Source organism: Anaerosporobacter faecicola, assembly GCF_012070565.1.
Taxonomy (GTDB): Bacteria; Bacillota; Clostridia; order Lachnospirales; family Lachnospiraceae; genus Anaerosporobacter; species Anaerosporobacter faecicola.
In genome coordinates, this window is record NZ_JAAQRO010000044.1 from 1 (window position 1) to 16040 (window position 16040).

The window sequence follows — 16040 nt, forward strand, 5'->3', positions numbered from 1 at the left end:
GATCAGTATATAGCATATATACCAATCTTTTGTAAACCGAAATGCAACTTATCTTATTCTAATTTATATTAACTTATTTCTACTTAGTTGGTATGAAATGTGTTGCGTTTAATTTTACAATTTACCTGGGATGAATTGCAAAACGTAAGTCCCATTTGTATTGCAAGAATCTCATATTAATCCGAACTATTTTCTTTGTAATTTGTAAATTCTATTTTGTACGTAAATTTCCCGCTCCTCTCTATTTCTTCTTGTTTGTAAATACAATTCCCGTTTTGTACGTAAAAATCCATACGGGACTTTCCTTTACAAACAGTTCTTTATCTACGTATAAGTATGGATTTTCACTTTACAATTAACGAATAATTTGCTTTCTTCATTTCATCGTTAAGTAAATTTATAATAATGATGTTAGTATAATTTAGTGATATTGAAATGTGTGAGACATTAAAATCTATATTGAAAGGAGGTGCATTGCCCACAGAAATCCTAAGAGATACCCTATTAAGCAACAAATCGTCGATTTCTATAATGCTGCTACACCAGTAACTAAGCTCGTTAGTGAATATGGCTTAATTAGAAATGGAGAATGAATAATAAAGCTACTACCATATTCGCAAACTTTTCGTGTCTACTTCATTAACATGGATTCATAAAAAAGGGTAAATACCTAAGTTATATTCTTATATCAACTTAGGTATTTACCCAGTACAAACGCTATTGTATTTTTTAACAATAATTTGTCAATCATTTAATTAACTCATTATTTGTTTTCTTTTTCATCTTCAAAATAATACCCACCATAATCTTCCTCCGAAAAGCAAGCAGGCTCCTTACGTTCCAATTCAGGGAATTTTGATAGTTCATCAATATAATCTGTCCAGTTCAACATATATGCAGTGATTGGTGAAACCATTTTTGTTACTCCATCTCCAAAAAGCGGTTCTTGATACGTACTTAACATAATCTCATAAGGATATTCCAGGCCAACGTAGGTATTAATGACTTCCGGACAAGCATCCTCATACAAATCCAGTGCACCATACAAATGCAATATCTCATGCGCATAAGTTGCTGGTGTTTCATAACAGCCTAGACAGCTGGAATCTTTTAGATAAATGGTACACATCTCTTCTTTATTCACATTGTTATCTTCTATATAGTGAGAATACGTGTAGGAGGTACCCGAATCTTTCACAAAGAAAAGATAACCAATATTATCTGTTTGATAACGCTCTTTGATCTGATCTACATCAAGATTTTCTTGAATCCAGAATTTGTTGTACAGATAATAACTATACTGATTGGTTTCTTCTGTATCACTCTCAACACGAAAATCGATCGTTTGATTATAGCATAATTCTGAATTTTCCTTCAGATCATAGACGATATCAACCTCTTGCCCATAAGCCAAACCTTGCTCTTCAATCCAGGCAACAGCTTCCTTCATGGAATCGCTGCTATATTGCTTTTCCTCTTCTGTCCATGCATCATCATTAATTTGTACAAAACAACAAACTAATACTGTTTTTCCTCGCAACTCTTTTGCGCTTCCCAAGATTCGTTCCTGTTGAGATGCTTCCTCATTGCTTACATGCATCTCCTCATCCGTTAAATAATTCGAATAGTTATTGTACGAACTCTGGGAATGATCGTCATGAGAATTCCCAGAAAAATCAGGACTATTCTTAATAATTATAATACTAACCACAAAAAAGAAAATTACGAAAGCAGAAAATACGGTATAAAGCGTAGTTTCTCTTTGTAATTTTCTCTTTTCATTTTTTTGATTAATCCAATTTTCTTGTGTAGAAATGTATGTCTGAGCTGCTTGTGTACGCAAGTACTTAACTTGCCACCCACAATATCTGCAATAGTTTGGTGTTCCCTTTAATTCTTTTCCACAATGTCTGCAATACATACAATTCCTCCTCATATATGTCATATCATATCACTCTTTGACATAGAGCAAGAATAGTACTTATTACCTAATTACTTCCCTGGCTTGTAAGAAAAGCTTGTTGTTCTTCATACGTAACAAAATAATGATATTCTCCTTCTTGATCTGAGCAGAAGAACATATACTCTGTATCTGCAGGATAAAGTGCTGCTTGTATAGATTTAGTACCTGGGTTGGTAATTGGTCCTTCTGGTAATGCAGCACATTTGTAGGTATTGTAATATGAATTATACCGATTAATATCTCCTGTTATGTACGGTTTAATATACCGTTCAACATAATGAATAGAACAATCACATTGCAACTTGGTTGCAGATTTCAATCGATTATATAATATGGAAGCAATCTTGGCTCTTTCGGTATCTTTCCCTGTTTCTTTTTCTACAAAAGAAGCAATGGTAAGAATCTCATCCATACTGTAACCTAGTTCTTTTGCTCGTGTATAGTACGTCGTTGTTAATTTTTTATCTGTATTTGCTAGAATTGCTTTAATAACTGTTAAGGGACTACTGTTTCCATAGAATTCATATGTATCTGGATAGAGATATCCTTCTAAGGTAAAGCATCGATTTGCATGTTTTGGCTGGTTTGCGATGCACGTATATGCACTAAAATCTGTATTCTGTGCTACAGAAAATAATGCGTCTACCGAAGCACATACCCCTTTGTTCACCAGCAGTTCAAATACCTGAGAAAGAGCATACCCTTCTGGTATAGTCACTTTCTTCACATTGCTTGGGATTTTTTCACTCACATAACTCACTTTTGTAGACTTCGTCAGGCTGCTTACTTTTTTCGTTGTATTGTAAACCAATATACCAGCATATTGTGAGGAGGCATATCCCTTATCTTCAATAATGGCTTGTTTCGTGTATGCTTTATACCCTGTCTTCACGGCTAGAACATAGGATAGTGCACTGGACTCTACCATTGCTGCATTGCTGTCTTTATCCAAGTACATCTTATACTTTAACGTTACCTTTTTTGCCTTTGCTTTACTACTTGCATAGGTATATGCAACTTTACTTCCTTTGGTAAATACGATCTTCTTTCCATTCTTTGTATTCTTTACCGTTGCTTTATTCGTAGAAAAATTGTACGAATAACTGATATTCGGTAATTTATCACATATTTTTCGTAATGGGACCATAACATAGGAAGATTTCTTAATGATCCTTTGTGTCCCCTTCTCTGTATTCCAATCATAAAACGTATAGTTTCCACTTGCATCTGCAATTAATATACCATATTTGCTTGCACTGCTTGCCTCTACTCTTGTTGTCATCGGCTGTATATTGCACATGCCAACAAGCATTACAAGGCTTAATAACCATAGAACTATTTTCTTACTTTTCTTAACTCCTGTCATACTTCTTTCCTTCTTTCCTATTCCAAACGATGTGTATATTGCGGTAAACTGGTCTCACTAATATCCGTTATCGTATTCCCTAGAAATGTTACCGTTCCATCTTCCTCTTCCCGCAGTGTCACTTCATGGCGAAAGGCACAGTCTGTAGCATACTCTTCCCATACTGCTTCCACCGTAACAATCAGAATTCCATTGTCCTTATTCTCAATGCTAACAACTTCTGGAATGGGCGTTCCATACATATCAGGTGCATAATTACCGCAGCCAAGTGGCCACCAAGGATAGATCTTCTGTTGTTTATCGTAGACTGCTAACTTCTTACATTCCTTTTTGGTTATTGGTAGATAATTCGTCAATACTTCTTCAAAAAGTTCCTCTGGTACTCCTTCATCAAAATCCTCAGGAACAACTGCTTTTTGATATTGCATTTTATATAAATACTCAAAGGCATCATTGAAATCCATCTCTCCATAATGACCTTCCGACCAATCGGTCAAAAACAGGTTCGTTCCTTGGTACCCAATTGGTGCAATATATGCATCACAGATTTTTTGATATTCCGAGTTCATTGGTTTTACTCGCAACACAGCCGTTCCACCCACTTCTTCTGCTACAACAGGTGGTTCTGGTACACACAATTCATAGAAAAACCAGCCCTTTTTCGTATAGTCCCAGGATAGTACTCTTGCGCGGCTCATGGTTGACACATGGGATTGTCCATCTTCCCACAATCCATGGGCATACGTGAAAATCATCTTCTCCCCGGTATAGCAAAATTCCAATCGTCCAATGCTTCCGTCCATATTAACCTCATAAACAGTAACTTTACTTTCTTTTCCTGCCTCCACCGTCTGAATGAATTCTTCCATCACTGCATCATTGCGCATATTCACCTGTAGATACGTTGCTACAACTGGATTCCCATGTGCTGCTAACCGATCCATAATGGCAATCTGCGTTTGTTCGTCTACAACCACATCCTCTGGATTCTTCTCTTCACAGACTTGAAATAATTCCTCATAATCGGCTAGATATGTCAGACATTCTTCCTCAATCTGCTTTGATTCTTCGTCACTTATTGGTAAATTATATTCTTTCTCCTGTGTATCTTGACCTTCGATATCCTTAGAGCTTTCATAATTCTCCTGCTCATATACGGACACGAATTCTTCTTCCTCTGTTTGTGGCGTATGATTTGCTTTCTTATCCTTGTGGTCTTGGCTACACGCTGTAAGTGTACTTAAGAAGACAAGGCTGAACAAGCATAAACTTCTCCGAAACATAAATCGTTCCTTTCTTATGTATTCCTTCACTCTCAAACCTAATGATCAAATTGGTCAAATCTATTCGATATTCAGAGGAATTCTCCCTGTAATAAAAATGACCTTCAACAAAATAGTATACACGCATTTTGTTGAAAGTCACTTTATAATTTCTTAATATTTCTTTAATTTTCTAAATTCGTTTCAGTTCATACTTCTTTTATAAAAATCTTACAATTTGAATTTCTGTACCAATATATCAATCTCATGCAATAGATTCGTCTCTTTCTCCACACATTCTGAATTATGACAGCATAAATCATAAGCTTCATCAGAGCTAGCCGTTACCTGTTGGCTTGTTGCAGATAATTGAGTTACACTATCTACAATATTGTTGTTCGCTTCTGTTATCTCCGCTATCTTTTGTGAAGTCGCTTCAATCAGTTTGGTTAACTGATTATTAACCTGATTAATATTCGTAAATTTCGTTTCTGCATGAGCAATCAGTTCTGTTTCTTCTGTTGTAATTCCCTGTACATGTCCTGATGCTTCCTTTGCACCAACGGTATTGACTGTCAGTTCTTCTAATAAAAGATTGATTGATTCGGTTGAGCGTCTTGTCTCATCCGCTAACTGTCGAATCTGTTCTGCAACAACTGAAAAACTTCTTCCATGTTCTCCTGCTCTTGCTGCTTCGATGGAGGCATTCAATGCCAATAGGTTCGTCTGGGAGGATATTCCATAGATCATTCCTGTAATTTGCTGTACTTCCTGCATCTTAGCTTCTAGATTCTCCATAACAGCAGAAACCTTCTGATTTGCCTGTACCAGGTTATCTGATTTATCTTTAATCCTTTCAATTACTTCCAATCCCTCATGGATTGCAACCATGGACTCTTCTGCTAATTTCGACATAGATCCTGCTGTTTCATTGGTATTATCAATAACAACCTGTATATTCTGTGTCATTTGCGTCTGTTGCATTATACTATCTGCATTGCTCTTCGTACTTTGCGAGATTTCTTTAACCGCACGGTTTACCACATCATTGGAGTTGTTGATTTCCATAATGATTGTATCACTGGTCTCAATCTTTTCCTTCACTTCTTCTGCAATGGCAAGAATCTGTTTTGCGGTTTCTTCCTGTTTCTGTTTTTCTTCAATCACTTCATTAATTACATTACTATTATTCTTCTTTGAGATATTGGTAATACTACAAGTAAGAATACTACATAATACAATTCCAAAAATCTGTACTGCATATGGCGTATTCAGATCAAATTTGGTTGTTGTATCCGCTTGTAACAACAATACTACATCAATTCCATTGATCACCGATACAAGAACAGCCACAAGAATGGAATATCTGCTATCAAAATACATGATAGAAAGGAATAATGCTGGGAACAGATAGATATACGTACTGATATTCAATCCCCAAAACAAGAGATAACAAACTAGCACAAGATACAATCCCATTCCTGTATACGGAATCAATCTTCCATCTGTTTTTTTATATAAGAATACATTCAGTATTGCTCCCAATATAAAAACAACAATTGCTATGACTGCTTCTACTATGTTTTCAGATTGAAATAAAGCCGTATTACATATCGTCCCCATTATATAGAGACTTAAGACAACGAATACAATTGTCATAAAGCGTGTAATACGATGTTGTTGTTCTTCAATGGCACTTCTTTTCTTCGTTGATTGCACTTCCATGTTTGCTTATCCTCCTAAATCTTCTTTCTAGAGCACATTCCCTTTAACACTAATAAAATTGGATTGGTACGTACTTGTTTATATGGTTTTCCCTGTAGATATAATTGTTCTACTTTTATGTCTTTGAGTTTCTCTTTCTCAATGTCATATGGATTATCCGAAAGAATTACCATATCAGCAATCTTTCCAACTTCCAAGCTTCCTCTTTCTTGCTCATCAAAACTAGCTGCATAGCCATAATATGTACACATCCGCAATGCTTCTTGTACTGAGATAGACTGCTCTTTGATACTATGATTACATGCATTGTGAATCCATAGAATCGGGTCTGGATCCGTACATGGAGCATCTGAGCCCGCACTACATGCAATATTCTTTGATAAAAATGTAGCCAATGGATTCAATTGCCCATTCCGTTCCCCTAGAATCTCGTTTAGATAGGATTCTGGTTCTTGTGGCCAATTGATAAATGATGTCTGCAAAGGGATCTGGATGCCATATTCCTCACAAATGGCAAGGCCTTCTTTGGTTGGTAAGCAAGCATGAATAATTCCATGACGATGATCTTCTCTCGGCATATCATCCAGTGCCGCTTTCAATGCACGTGTAGCCTGATCAAAGGCAGCATCCCCTATCGCATGCATCTCAATCTGCAAATTAGCACGATTGGCTTTCTTACAAAATTCAATCACTTCTTCATCTGTGTAATATAGTACACCTGTATTCTGTGTTCCTTCATAAGGCTGTAACATCGCTGCATCCATTGAACCATAACACCCGTCTAATGCAGTTGCAAAACACCCTCCGATTCGTGGCAACTTTTTCTTTAACGCTGCTTCAACTTTCATCGTTTGGAAGAATACACGAAGCTGCATACCATTTGATAATCCACGACCAAACCATTTTTCCATATCTACATCTAAATCTTTTGCAAACCCTACTCCACTAACCGTATGTATCATACCAATTCCTTTGGACGCCATATAATTTACCGCCTGCTCCATATTCCCTAGCAATTTCAGAATCGATATGGAATTGGTCACATAATTGGATACCTCAAAAAATGCTTCCTGCTGCATCTCACCGGTCTCTTCATGATATCCTCTTAGATTCTGAATCTTATCTTTCACACATTGAAGTAACGCAGAGTTAATGATACAAGCATGTCCATCATACTTCACCACCATAATGGGACGATCCGAACACACCGCATCTAATTCTGCTCTACTGATCAATTGTTTTTCTTCCACCGAATAAGGAGACGCACCGAATACGATCAGCAAACGATCTTTCGTCTTCTTCACAAATTCAGACAACATGGAGGCAATCTCAACATTTGATTTTGCTTCCATTACATTTAACCCAGCATGAAACGTTGAAAAACTGGCAAAATGAATATGGGTATCTGCAAAAGAAGGAATTAATGCTCTTTTCCCTAATTGTACTTGTTTTGCTTGTTCATATTCTTTCGGTAAGGTATTTCCAACATATAGAATCTTTCCTTTTTCTTCTACTAAGTATTTCGCAACCGTATAGTTCTCATCGCAAGTAATTATCGCACCACAATATACAACCATTGGCCTTCCTCCTAATTGTTTCCTTTCATCTTCAGCTGAATAATATCTACGCTGAAACAAATCACTCTTATTCTACCATAAGCCATCTATGAATTCCACAGAATATTGCATCTTTCGAGTACAAAACTTCACTATTGCTGGAAAATTTCCATACAATTCAAAAATATTCTGTTAATTGATACTTTTATTCAGGGTATTTATTGAAATTAGTAGTGATCCATTTCGATAATCATTCCGAGTATACTCTTGCATAAATAAAAGAAAATGCACGACTCTCATCTGTCAAAAAAGACACAAAAGAAACCGTGCATTGGTATTTTCCTATTTACATAAATTATATCGCTTGAATAGTTCCTTCTTAAAATTCGTTATCGCTTCAAGTGCATATTCATCTCCGACAAAGAATTCATTGTCCTTTACATTTTGATAACTGATTCCTTCCTCCAAACGTGTTGGAATCCAATTTCTTTTATCCTCCAAATTAAAGTAAGCAATGTTCAAATCATTCGCTAATACATATAATTTTTTTCCCTTATCCTGTTCTTCCTGAATTTCATTCATAAATACAAGGTATTGATTATCTTCCTGCATTACATTAACAAAAGTTCCGATGAAATACTTCTTCAAATCTTCAAAGTACGACCCTGGATTAACCAGATTTATGGTTTCTCCTACCATGTTTGTACTGCCTTTATATACTTGTAGAACCTTCACTTCTTGCATAGTTGTACCAAATAGATTTTTGTTATATCCTGTAGACTGGGCTACAATTACATACTCTGCATCATCTAAGGTACTTTGCAGTTCTTCTAGATACGTTTTCTCATCTATTTCTTTGGTATTATCCGCATTTACAATAATATGGTTATCTTCTTCCTTCGTACCTTTTTTTGCAGTTTCTTCCGTCTCAGAGGCAGTTTCCTCATTAACGGGATCAATAATGTCTTTCGTTAATACATATGTAACCATGTAATCATCTAACGCTTGTTGTCCAGCTAAGATAGTTATATTAGAATGTGAAGTTTTACTGTATAGTCCGATTCCAAGGGAGAGCATACAAACCACGATCATGCAGGTAACCCATCTCTTCATTCTGTCACCCCCACTTGGTCTACCAGTTTTCCATCACGTAGATAATATACAGAGTCGCAAAGTAGATCGATATCTTGCTTATTATGACTGGCAACAACAACGAGTGCTCCTCTTTTTTTCTCTTCCAATATAATGGATCGAATTAAGTCTACACCACTTTCATCTAATGCATTCGTAGGCTCGTCAAGAAGAATAATATCTGGTTTTTCCATAAATGCTTGTGCCAATACAATTCGTTGCTTCATACCTAATGAATATTTCCCGAAATTACGTTTATCAAACGGATCTAATCCAACACGGGTAATCGCTTCTTCTATTTCTTTCTTCCCAATTTGATTATTAATCTTTGCTAGGAACATAAGATTTTGATATCCTGTAAATTCTGGATATAAACCAATATTTTCAATCACAACACCTAAGTTGGGAACATAAGCAATCTCTTTATGTACTTGTTTCCCATTATATAGAACCTTACCTTCACTTGGATGAATCAATCCTGCAAGCATACGAATCAACATGGTTTTTCCCGAACCATTTCTTCCCACAAAACCATATACATTACCACCTTCAAGCTTAAGATTGATTTGATCAAGTACCTTTTTTGATTTTATAACCTTCGTAATATTATCTGCAACCAGTTCAACCATTATCCCTGCACCTCCTTCTGGTCTAATGCAATATCCACTTTTTTAATCAGAACGATACCAAATGCTGTGATCATTGCACCAATCACTATAAAATATAATATTGATTGCAATAACGGGAAATCAATATTATGAATATGAATCATAGAATTCACCGCTGCATCCCCTGTACTATGCCAAGAAAGAATCAGATTTGAAATTGGATTCAACTGAAAAAGCATTTTCAAAAAACCATGTAGTGGGAACCGTTCATCATACACTAACAACGATGCAATACTGATTAGTTGAATAGAATATACAAGGATAAAACTATTATGACTTCCTAATCGGATTGCTAATAGATTTATAAGCAATGTGGTCGTAAATGTATACAACCAACTATATAGAATGCTATACAACAAAACATAGAATACGTTTCCATCCAAACTGCCTTTGTTTGCTACGTACAACAGTATAGTTGCTGTACCATAATAGAAAATATTGTACACAAGCGATTCTATTAATAATGTTGCCACTTCCTTCCGATACCAATTATCTTTATTATGTACCCTACTAAAATAATACGCATTTGCTACAACAAAATGCTTATATATACGGATACCAAATATCATCTGAAACATCAGGATTGGAAACAGATTATACAGGATTAGCGTTAAATAACCTGTTGTAAAATGTGGCTTATCAAATCCAAACTGTATCAATATGGCAGCGATTCCTTCTTGCTTATCCGAAAGCCTCACAAACTCAATCGATCGTATTATTGACCAGACCATACCAATGAATAAATACTTCTTATTTTTTCCCATACGAACTCTCCAAGTCTACTAAATGTTTGTATCCTATCACAACGCAAACTTGTTATGATAACAGTTGATCACGTTTTATATTCTTTATGAGTATTCCGATTGTACAGATCATCATAAATCCCATCATACCAAGAAGAAAAATGAACTTCTTATTCGGTACCGCATCATAAGCTAATAGATACCATTCATAATTATATTCGATTGCTTGTTCATGAAACCAATCTCCCATTTGCCTAATACAATAAATAATCAAATAAAATGGTAAAAACATAAAAATACGATACTTGATTCGGAAGGTTGATACCGCAACTAAAAATACCGAAATAACACCAGAAAAAACACCAAATATAAGGATTGTTACAATACAATACAGATAGATATTGGACAGATATAAATCGGAAAACAAATAGCTGTCTGCGTACATATAGTATGTACGTGAATAAATCTCAAAATTTGTTAATGTCCCTGTCGCTTCTAACGGAAATGTTAAGACGTTCAAAAGTAATCCAATAAAAAATGGAACAGTAAAGGTCATAAAGCCTCCACTAAAAGCTGCTACATACTTTGCTATATAATAATCCCGTTTACTTTGCTGCGCTTGAATGATTATGTACATACTCGTATCACGATCAGCCATATACAGAAATCCAGCTGGTAATACGACGATAAATGGATAGTACATCATAAAGAACCAAGAGAACTCGGCATCTGAATTCAATGCACTTAGCACAGCTGGATGATACATGTCTGAAACATCGTATCCCCATAATTTGAATACATAAAACAAATATGTTAAAAGTACATAGGCTAGAACTGCCATAAATGACACTTGAAAACCCTTTTTATGAAACAGTACCGATAACTGCATCTTTGTTGACTTTAATAGCATAGAGTATATGAACTCCTTTCTAATATATAGATTAATTATAATCAAACTATTACCAAGTCTACTTCATTAAATTTCTCTTACAAATGAGTCCCCATTCGTATAAACAAATCTGGGAACTCATTGAAAAAATACTATCAAACTTTAATAATTAATTATTAGTTAAAATCGCATTCAACATCTGCATATGCTGCCAACTCGGGATTATTCCCCTTATAGTCAATAATAAAATATGTTCCCTTCGATACATAATTCGCAAAAGTCATTGTCGTATAACCCGTTGCTGTTTCATAAAGAACATACTCATCTTTTGCAGATATACAAGTATATCCTGTTGCATCACTACATCTAGATTTAACTCTTGTGTAATTGTCATCTCCACTTGATGGATATACTGCTGTGCAACGTGAATATGCTTTTTGAGCTGTTGTAGTTTTCTGAGCATAAATTCCAACCCATGTATTCTCAGGTAACCATAATGTTTGGCTTGAAGTTTGTCCTGCCGCAAATACCTGTGTTGATATCAAAAAAGAAAACACTAATGAAGTAACTATTGCTTTTTTTAATTTCATATTAGCCTCCTGTTTAAGTTTATAGAATATAGTATGTATCATGAACTAGCATTAGTAATAACAATGTATATTCATTTGTAATCTATAAACTTATGCTTTAACAATTATAGATACAATACCATAAATGTATTTCTATAGATATATTGTATCCATAAGCCATTAGTTACACTTTTCTACTATATTATCAGTAAAGTTTATTGGTATGATTTTCTTCAAGTAGTTTTATGTTAAAGTTTAATAGTATTTCAATTGTCTTATTTTTACTATTTTATCTATTATTTTCTTTTTTCTTTGATTATCTCGCAGTTTATTTCCCTTGTCAAATCAATTTCATTTTTTGTTGTTTTTTGGCTGTTTTTTGGAGTACATATCCAGATAGTAAGCGAACTTCCTACAATAGAGCGAATTAATTATATTCATAAAAAACGCACGGATTTCCATTCGTCGTTATATGACGCTTAGAAATCCGTGCGTTTTTACTTTGCTATATAAACTGAATCACTACTTAATATGTCCGACTAGTAACAATATAATTATTACCATTATTATTATCCCAATATGTATTCCCATTCACTTCGTACTTAATTGCGAATTCAAAATCTTTTGAATAACTTACTGGATATGCTCGCCATAATTCATATCCATCATCAAGGGTGGATATATATTGGGCTTGTACATCAAACCATTCTCCAGTTAGAACATTCTTACCATGAATTGTTACTTTCTTGTCATAGGCAATGTTCTTCACTTTAACATCGATTGTAGCACCATAAATGGTTCTGCCACCAGCATAACTCCATACGATGGTATCCCCTTTTATAAAACTGACTTCATTTGTAGCTGCTGATGCACTTTGTACTCCAACTCCAACACAGAAAATAAAGAGTAGCATACAAAGAATTTTGGGTAAAGAAATAACTCGTTTCATACGTTTTACATTTGACATAATTAATGCCTCCCTTTCTTGCTTGTTATTTTAGTAGCACCCATATATTACCATTTGTCTGCATGCTTTTCCACTGTAAAATTTCATATTATTTTTCCGTTTTTTGTTTTATTTTCATTCACTTTTCGTAGTTCAAAACGAAACTACTAATTTTTCTTTTATTCTTTCGTTGTTTTTTGTAATATTTTACCACATTGTTTTTATTTAACATGTTTCACCGCATTCGTAATCAATCTACGATTTTCAAATCTTTTTGATAAACCATTACAGGTTATTATCTCATTCATATCGAATACTCCTTAAATCAGTTCTTAATGCTCAATATCCATCTAGTATTACCATATTTTTACTAGGTGTATATAAAGTTTCGTTCGACATAATATACCATATTACAGTAATAGGAAAGTCGAAGTACTTTCCTATTTTATAAAAAAGACACGAATTCTCTTATAGCCAACTTGGCTTATAGTAGAATTCGTGTCTCCTAATAAATCGATATACAGATAGAATGACTCTTCACCCTTACAATCATCCTATATAATTTTTGTTAATTACAGTTTCTGCTATTCATTCTTACATCATGCTAAAGAATCCTTGTATAAATCGAATGTACATATGTCTTTCCTCTGAAATCATAATCAATCGTTTCATCACTTTTAACGAAACCGAACTTCGTTGCTAATGCAACTGACTTCTTATTCTCTGGGTAGATATGTAATATAACTTCGTGTACTTCTAACTCGTCTTTGGCTAATGCTAGTATAGCCTTTATTGCTTCCTGCATATATCCATTCCCCCAGTAAGCCTTCTTCATATCATATCCCATTTCAATCACATGTTTGTCCCTATTCCAACAGTGGAATCCACATGTTCCGATCTTCTGTCCATCGCTTTTACGAACTAAAATCCATCGATGTTGTTCTCTCGGTTCAGGCACGGTATAAAACTCAATTAATCCCATTGCTTCTTGCAAATCCGTCATTGGTTCTTCATCAAATAAATATTCATTGATGTCATCATCTGAAAATTCACTCAGTATAAATGCAGAATCCTCAGTTGATATATTTTTTAAGTTAAGTCTTTCTGTTTCTAATTCTTTAAAATTCATCCTGTGTATCTCCCCTTATAGATTGTTTGATTGTTTTATCGCTATTTTACTGTCTAAGCCCTTAAGCTTCTCTATTGCTATAGAAACAAGAGCACTTGCTTCCCCCTATGTTTATTCATGTTTAGCAAGTCAACATGGTATATTCATTTTCTCTCTATATAAATCAATGAACTTTTTTGATGGGGAATATATCTTTTGAGGTAATTCATTAAGAGGGAACCATCTCCATTCATCTTGTTTGTCTGGTTCCATTACAGTTAAATTCCCTTCAAATTTCTTCGCAACAATTTGTATGGTTACAAAATGTTTATTCGGTTGAATATCATCAGCCACGTTAAAAATCGCAAGATCACTGATTGCTAAGTTCGTTTCTTCCTTCACTTCACGCATTGCGCCTTCGAATACTGTCTCCTCATATTCTTGTTTTCCTCCTGGCAAACACCAATGATCTGGTTCATAAATCCCGCCGGTATCTTTTCCATTTACCGTACGATGCCCCAAAAGAATCTTATTATCGTCGATGAGCATAACTCCGATTCCAACTTTTATTATCTGATCCATATTGTTCCTCCATAAGCTTCAATCATTTTAAATATAACCATTCTAATACATCTCTCATATTTTTACAAACTTTTTAATCAAAAAAGCTCATTTGATGTTCAATATTAGACAATACTTTTCTCTCTTTTATCATATCACCTGCACCAATCTCACCGCATAATAGCGGTGAATGAACATCATAAAACTTAACTGTACTTTTAACTCTTTCTTCATCATAATTTGCATAACAATATCTACAGCCGTTAAGACATGTATTATATGTTCCCATTTCTATACTTTCAATACAGCCACATTCCAATCGTTGATTACTATCTTTATGGCTCGATAATTTACAGCCGATAATCTCCTCAATTAACTTCTGATCGATACAACTACCATGTTTTATACCAATATCATCTAAATTAATTTTTTCTGCACATGATTCAATCTCAATACTATTTTCGCTTGCAATACGTGCAAACTCATTGGCTAAGCTCCTCATTTCAGACTCCTGTAATTCATTAACTTCTAAATTACTCATATTCTTTTTCGTCTTTGCATACAAATCAACATAGCTAATTACCACTTTTTCTGTATACCATTTTAAGCTCTCCGCTATTTCTTTAAATGATTTTATATGATATTCTACTGTATATCTTGAGTTAATTAATATCGGATCATACCGCCAGATAACTCTATTCTTTCCGATCATACTTGAGAGTTCCTGGAAAGTCGGTATCATTACATGTCTTTTATCAGGTAAATTAGGTTCGATATCTCGTCCATATCCTGTTAAAGTAAATTGGAAATAATAATTGTACCCATCCAATTCATTTAGCCGTTTCATCATATTACGAGGATTTTTTGTCCAGAAAACGATACAATCAACAAGTTCCTTAGTAATAGCCACTTTACTTATCTGATGCGTATTAAAAGGATTTCTTACAAAGAAATAACCATCTCTAAGTCTATTATAAAACCAATCGGAATAATAATTTGGTACGTCTGTCCTTCTACTCACGCTTAGAATCATCATCACCCCTCCTTATCGTGAAAATTTGTTATCTTATTATTCTCACTTTTAAAACTGGACAACAGTTCAAATAGCATACTTCTTTTTCTTGCAGTAGGAAACCTCCCAAGCCATTATTAATTTTTCTACTTCATATATCTTTTCAACATTTACATTCATCGAAATACTATCATACTGCTAAATTAAGTGTGATCAATCTCATTATATGTAATCATTTACTCATCCCCTAACATTTGCTTCTTTCTCCATAGAAAAACACATATGTCTATCTTGTAAAATTAATTACTGTCAGACATATGTGTTATTGATTTACTATATGGCTAGAATTTATTCATCATCCTCATCTGGCTCATCCCAGTTGTGGTAAACTGCTTGCACATCGTCATCTTCGTTTAAAAGATCTAAAGTCTTGTTGAAGAATTTGATGTCTTTTTCGTCTGTTAATTCAGCCCAAGTTTGAGGGATTTGCAGCAGTTCTGGTGCTGTTTAAAACTCAGTTTTAATTTACTTAAAATCTTTA

The 16040-nt window shown here is 34.5% G+C and carries 14 protein-coding genes and 1 pseudogene; all 15 read right to left on the reverse strand.

Going from position 1 to position 16040, the window contains the following annotated elements:
- Positions 1-763: 763 nt before the first annotated feature.
- Positions 764-1921 (reverse strand): zinc ribbon domain-containing protein, encoded by a 1158-nt coding sequence (locus HBB17_RS17600; RefSeq protein ID WP_167958811.1) that lies wholly within the window; start codon positions 1919-1921, stop codon positions 764-766.
- Positions 1922-1988: 67 nt separating this feature from the next.
- A complete protein-coding gene (mltG, locus tag HBB17_RS17605) occupies positions 1989-3329 on the reverse strand; it encodes an endolytic transglycosylase MltG (protein WP_167958812.1) in 1341 nt (446 codons plus the stop codon).
- 17 nt (positions 3330-3346) lie between these two features.
- Entirely contained in the window at positions 3347-4612 is a 1266-nt protein-coding gene (locus HBB17_RS17610; RefSeq protein WP_167958813.1) for a DUF6070 family protein, read from the reverse strand.
- Positions 4613-4822: 210 nt separating this feature from the next.
- Positions 4823-6316 (reverse strand): methyl-accepting chemotaxis protein, encoded by a 1494-nt coding sequence (locus tag HBB17_RS17615; RefSeq protein ID WP_167958814.1) that lies wholly within the window; start codon positions 6314-6316, stop codon positions 4823-4825.
- Between the two features lie 14 nt (positions 6317-6330).
- Positions 6331-7893, reverse strand: a complete 1563-nt coding sequence (locus tag HBB17_RS17620; RefSeq protein ID WP_167958815.1) for an amidohydrolase — start codon at positions 7891-7893, stop codon at positions 6331-6333.
- A 321-nt stretch (positions 7894-8214) separates the two neighbouring features.
- The gene (locus HBB17_RS17625; protein ID WP_167958816.1) at positions 8215-8985 is read right to left on the reverse strand and encodes a hypothetical protein; all 771 of its coding nucleotides are present in this window, start codon (positions 8983-8985) and stop codon (positions 8215-8217) included.
- Complete coding sequence (locus HBB17_RS17630; RefSeq protein WP_167958817.1) at positions 8982-9632, reverse strand: ABC transporter ATP-binding protein; 651 nt, start codon at positions 9630-9632, stop codon at positions 8982-8984. Before HBB17_RS17630 ends, HBB17_RS17625 begins: the two co-directional genes overlap by 4 nt.
- On the reverse strand, positions 9632-10435 hold the full coding sequence (locus HBB17_RS17635; protein WP_167958818.1) for a hypothetical protein: 804 nt from the start codon (positions 10433-10435) through the stop codon (positions 9632-9634). The genes HBB17_RS17630 and HBB17_RS17635 overlap by 1 nt, the downstream gene beginning before the upstream one ends.
- A 52-nt stretch (positions 10436-10487) precedes the next feature.
- Positions 10488-11324, reverse strand: a complete 837-nt coding sequence (locus tag HBB17_RS17640; protein ID WP_167958819.1) for a hypothetical protein — start codon at positions 11322-11324, stop codon at positions 10488-10490.
- Between the two features lie 155 nt (positions 11325-11479).
- Positions 11480-11893, reverse strand: coding sequence for a hypothetical protein (locus HBB17_RS17645; protein ID WP_167958820.1), 414 nt, complete (start codon positions 11891-11893; stop codon positions 11480-11482).
- Positions 11894-12398: 505 nt separating this feature from the next.
- Entirely contained in the window at positions 12399-12839 is a 441-nt protein-coding gene (locus HBB17_RS17650; RefSeq protein WP_167958821.1) for a hypothetical protein, read from the reverse strand.
- Positions 12840-13422: 583 nt separating this feature from the next.
- On the reverse strand, positions 13423-13947 hold the full coding sequence (locus tag HBB17_RS17655; RefSeq protein WP_167958822.1) for a GNAT family N-acetyltransferase: 525 nt from the start codon (positions 13945-13947) through the stop codon (positions 13423-13425).
- A gap of 129 nt (positions 13948-14076) precedes the next feature.
- Positions 14077-14508 (reverse strand): nucleotide triphosphate diphosphatase NUDT15, encoded by a 432-nt coding sequence (locus tag HBB17_RS17660; RefSeq protein WP_167958823.1) that lies wholly within the window; start codon positions 14506-14508, stop codon positions 14077-14079.
- 73 nt (positions 14509-14581) lie between these two features.
- The gene (locus HBB17_RS17665) at positions 14582-15523 is read right to left on the reverse strand and encodes a DUF1848 domain-containing protein (RefSeq protein WP_330588277.1); all 942 of its coding nucleotides are present in this window, start codon (positions 15521-15523) and stop codon (positions 14582-14584) included.
- Positions 15524-15847: 324 nt separating this feature from the next.
- A pseudogene (locus HBB17_RS20750) lies at positions 15848-15997 on the reverse strand (YebC/PmpR family DNA-binding transcriptional regulator); the annotation flags it as partial.
- Positions 15998-16040: the final 43 nt, after the last annotated feature.

Bases quoted from the DNA above. Each gene is read 5' to 3' on its own strand.
- HBB17_RS17665 (WP_330588277.1), bottom strand. From the start codon at position 15,523: ATGATGATTCTAAGCGTGAGTAGAAGGACAGACGTACCAAATTATTAT.
- mltG (WP_167958812.1), bottom strand. From the start codon at position 3,329: ATGACAGGAGTTAAGAAAAGTAAGAAAATAGTTCTATGGTTATTAAGC.
- HBB17_RS17640 (WP_167958819.1), bottom strand. From the start codon at position 11,324: ATGCTATTAAAGTCAACAAAGATGCAGTTATCGGTACTGTTTCATAAA.
- HBB17_RS17635 (WP_167958818.1), bottom strand. From the start codon at position 10,435: ATGGGAAAAAATAAGAAGTATTTATTCATTGGTATGGTCTGGTCAATA.
- HBB17_RS17620 (WP_167958815.1), bottom strand. From the start codon at position 7,893: ATGGTTGTATATTGTGGTGCGATAATTACTTGCGATGAGAACTATACG.
- HBB17_RS17600 (WP_167958811.1), bottom strand. From the start codon at position 1,921: ATGTATTGCAGACATTGTGGAAAAGAATTAAAGGGAACACCAAACTAT.
- HBB17_RS17615 (WP_167958814.1), bottom strand. From the start codon at position 6,316: ATGGAAGTGCAATCAACGAAGAAAAGAAGTGCCATTGAAGAACAACAA.
- HBB17_RS17630 (WP_167958817.1), bottom strand. From the start codon at position 9,632: ATGGTTGAACTGGTTGCAGATAATATTACGAAGGTTATAAAATCAAAA.
- HBB17_RS17650 (WP_167958821.1), bottom strand. From the start codon at position 12,839: ATGTCAAATGTAAAACGTATGAAACGAGTTATTTCTTTACCCAAAATT.
- HBB17_RS17645 (WP_167958820.1), bottom strand. From the start codon at position 11,893: ATGAAATTAAAAAAAGCAATAGTTACTTCATTAGTGTTTTCTTTTTTG.
- HBB17_RS17655 (WP_167958822.1), bottom strand. From the start codon at position 13,947: ATGAATTTTAAAGAATTAGAAACAGAAAGACTTAACTTAAAAAATATA.
- HBB17_RS17660 (WP_167958823.1), bottom strand. From the start codon at position 14,508: ATGGATCAGATAATAAAAGTTGGAATCGGAGTTATGCTCATCGACGAT.
- HBB17_RS17610 (WP_167958813.1), bottom strand. From the start codon at position 4,612: ATGTTTCGGAGAAGTTTATGCTTGTTCAGCCTTGTCTTCTTAAGTACA.
- HBB17_RS17625 (WP_167958816.1), bottom strand. From the start codon at position 8,985: ATGAAGAGATGGGTTACCTGCATGATCGTGGTTTGTATGCTCTCCCTT.